Genomic DNA, 2,768 nt, shown 5'->3' with positions numbered 1-2,768 from the left:
GTGTTTTATTCTCTGGTGGTGGCTGATCAATTTTCATTACTTCAGCTGTTACCTCAGTTTTAGTTTTTTCTAGTTGCTCATTAATTTTATTATAAATAAATGACAATGCAAAAAGAGATGAAACCGAAGCTATACCAATTATCAGAGAACGTGAAACCACTTTCGGATAAGATTTTCTTAAGAGATAAGCACCATATTCTTTGTTCTTATTCTTAAAAATAATGTCATCCAACGTTGCATTTTGGCTTATTACGTTTGACATAATTCCTGATGTTAATACTGTTAATGTTTCTTAATTTGAATCAAAAACTTCAAATTAAATTTTCATTGAACTAAGATAAAACTATTAATTTAGTTTTCAAAATTTTGTCAACTATTTTTTTAGTTTTACCGTGATTTTTTCTTAAAGACCAGACTTTTTGATTAGCTTTTCAGAATCTGGATCTATTTCAAGGATTGCATAACGCTTGTTACTTGTAATAGCACATTCGTCTAGCAAATCTACCATGTTCTTGTATTTAGCTCCTTTAGTAGCTTTAATAACAATCGTAAAATTATCACCGATTCTTCTTTTGTAGTCGAACAAAACAGCTCTAATTCCGTCTTTAGAATAATTTGTTTTCTGAAGTTGAGTTGTTGCCTCTGTTGGCAAACCTTGATAGTAATATACTTTCTCGGCATCCGGCATAACAGTTAAGGTTTCAGACATTTTAACTTCTGATTTTTCCTCCTTTTCTGTTTTATCAGGCATATTCAACTGCATTACTACGGGCTTTGCTAACGTCGTGGTTAACATAAAAAAGGTAATCAATAAGAAACCCAAATCTACCATGGGAGTCATGTCAATTTTGGTTGACGCTTTCTTCGCGCGTTTCTTACCGCCTTTTTTGCCCCCACCGTCTTGACTTATTTCTGCCATTGTATTGGGGTTTTAATTGTTGGTAGTTAATGATACTCAGAGAGTTTTAGCTTTATAAGACCCTGCCTTTCAAAGAGAGGCAGGGTTAAAACTACTGAGTACAACTAAATAAAATCTATTGAGGTCTACCTTCAGGAGATGTAACCAATTGGAATGTGTTAATATTCTGTTCCTGCAAAGTACCAACTACTTGGTTGAACACTTTATAGTTTGAGTTAGCATCACCTTTAATAGCTACTTTTAATCCTGGATTAGAAATTTTAGCATAACTAACCCAAAGGAAAAGTTCATTATTGGCTGAATCGCAAGGAATACCTTTCAAATATCCTTTTGCTTTCGCATCTGATGGCTTTACACTTAAAACCTGACGCATAGCGCCTGCTGGATAACCTACGATTTCTGAAGCGTCATAGTTCTTCTTCATTTCCGCAGATACTGGAACAGATAGGCGGTTTGCCATTCTTTCCAACATATAATCCTTAGCAGCTTTGTCGTCTGTTCCTAAAAAAATACCACCTTCAGGACTTACTGAAATAGTAAGGATTCCTTTTTCGCCAGTTATTGTTTTCTCTGAAATAGATGACGGAGGAACGATTGTTACGGCTTCTTCAGGTTTAAACTTCGCAGTAAGCATGAAGAAAGTAAGTAACAAGAACGCCACATCGCACATCGCTGTCATGTCTAGAGAAACACTTTGTCGTTTTGCTTTAACTTTTGGCATAATCTTGTTTAGTTATAAGTTGTTTGATATGAGTTATAAGATTAACCTATAACACTTAGCGCTTAACACATAACTATTAATTATGGTGAGTTGCGTAGTTTTGGTTAATGCTCAAACCAATTTCATCAACACTGTAAGTTAATTCGTCAATTTTAGACGTAAAGAAGTTATAAGCAATGATACAAACTGCTGAAGTACCGATACCTAATGCCGTGTTGATAAGGGCTTCAGAGATACCATTTGCTAAGGCAGTTGAATCTGTTGATCCTCCTGAGTTACCTAAAGCCGAGAACGCTTTAATCATACCAACTACTGTTCCTAAAAGACCGATTAGCGTAGAAACTGATGCTAACGTTGCAATGATAGTTAAGTTTTTCTCTAACATTGGCAATTCCAATGAAGTAGCTTCTTCAACTTCTTTGCTAAGAGCAGCTAATTTTTGTTCTTTGTCCAATGAACCATCACTTGTCAACTGCTTGTATTTTTTAACAGCAGCTAAAGTAACGTTTCCTACTGAACCTTTTTGTTTGTCACATTCTTTCAAAGCTGCATCAGTATCATCTTTGTCAAGAAGAGACTGAATTTTGCGAACGAATGCATTAACATCACCACTACCTTTCGCTTTACTAATTGTAATTAGACGCTCGATAGAGAATGTCAAAGCTGTCAAGAAACAAGTTAAAAGGATTGGTACAATATCACCACCTTTAAATGCAAGAGCAAGGTAATCTCCTTGGTGTGGGTGACCTGCGTTCGTTCCACCTTCAAAACGAGATCCATCTCCCATTACAAAACGGAAAAATAATTGGGCAATAACAAAAAGAATTAAAATAATCAAGCCTGCTGAAATGCCGCCTGATTTTTTTTGAGCTGGTGCTGCTGGTTTAGCAGCTGGAGTTTTTGCTTGTGTACTCATTAGTTTGGTAATTTTTGGGTTTAAGTTAAAAAACAGTTTTAGGTGAATTTTAAAATAAAAATAATGAAAATAACCTAAAGACAAAAGATTCTTTTGAAATAACTTGTTTTAGGTAATGACAAAACTAACACAAAAATCTTTTAATTATGATACCACGTATATGAAGTTTTTTTAAAAAAATATTCAACAAAACCTATGTATTGTACTATAAC

3 protein-coding genes and 1 pseudogene are annotated in these 2,768 nt (G+C 34.5%); all 4 read right to left on the bottom strand.

Annotation, left to right across the window (positions count from 1 at the left end; genetic code table 11):
• Positions 1-262: pseudogene (locus AC07XN_RS24015) on the bottom strand (energy transducer TonB); the annotation flags it as partial.
• Positions 263-403: 141 nt separating this feature from the next.
• Positions 404-919, bottom strand: coding sequence for an ExbD/TolR family protein (locus AC07XN_RS24010; RefSeq protein ID WP_309924507.1), 516 nt, complete (start codon positions 917-919; stop codon positions 404-406).
• Positions 920-1,034: 115 nt separating this feature from the next.
• Positions 1,035-1,640, bottom strand: a complete 606-nt coding sequence (locus AC07XN_RS24005; protein ID WP_309924509.1) for an ExbD/TolR family protein — start codon at positions 1,638-1,640, stop codon at positions 1,035-1,037.
• A 76-nt stretch (positions 1,641-1,716) separates the two neighbouring features.
• On the bottom strand, positions 1,717-2,556 hold the full coding sequence (locus AC07XN_RS24000; protein ID WP_309924511.1) for a MotA/TolQ/ExbB proton channel family protein: 840 nt from the start codon (positions 2,554-2,556) through the stop codon (positions 1,717-1,719).
• Positions 2,557-2,768 lie beyond the last annotated feature (212 nt).

The sequence above is a fragment of the Arcicella sp. GW458-12-2-14-TSB2 genome, assembly GCF_059423785.1.
This window is presented reverse-complemented; position numbering and strand designations above follow the sequence as displayed.

Coding starts and splice junctions, on each gene's coding strand:
- AC07XN_RS24010 (WP_309924507.1), bottom strand. CDS start 919: ATGGCAGAAATAAGTCAAGACGGTGGGGGCAAAAAAGGCGGTAAGAAA.
- AC07XN_RS24005 (WP_309924509.1), bottom strand. CDS start 1,640: ATGCCAAAAGTTAAAGCAAAACGACAAAGTGTTTCTCTAGACATGACA.
- AC07XN_RS24000 (WP_309924511.1), bottom strand. CDS start 2,556: ATGAGTACACAAGCAAAAACTCCAGCTGCTAAACCAGCAGCACCAGCT.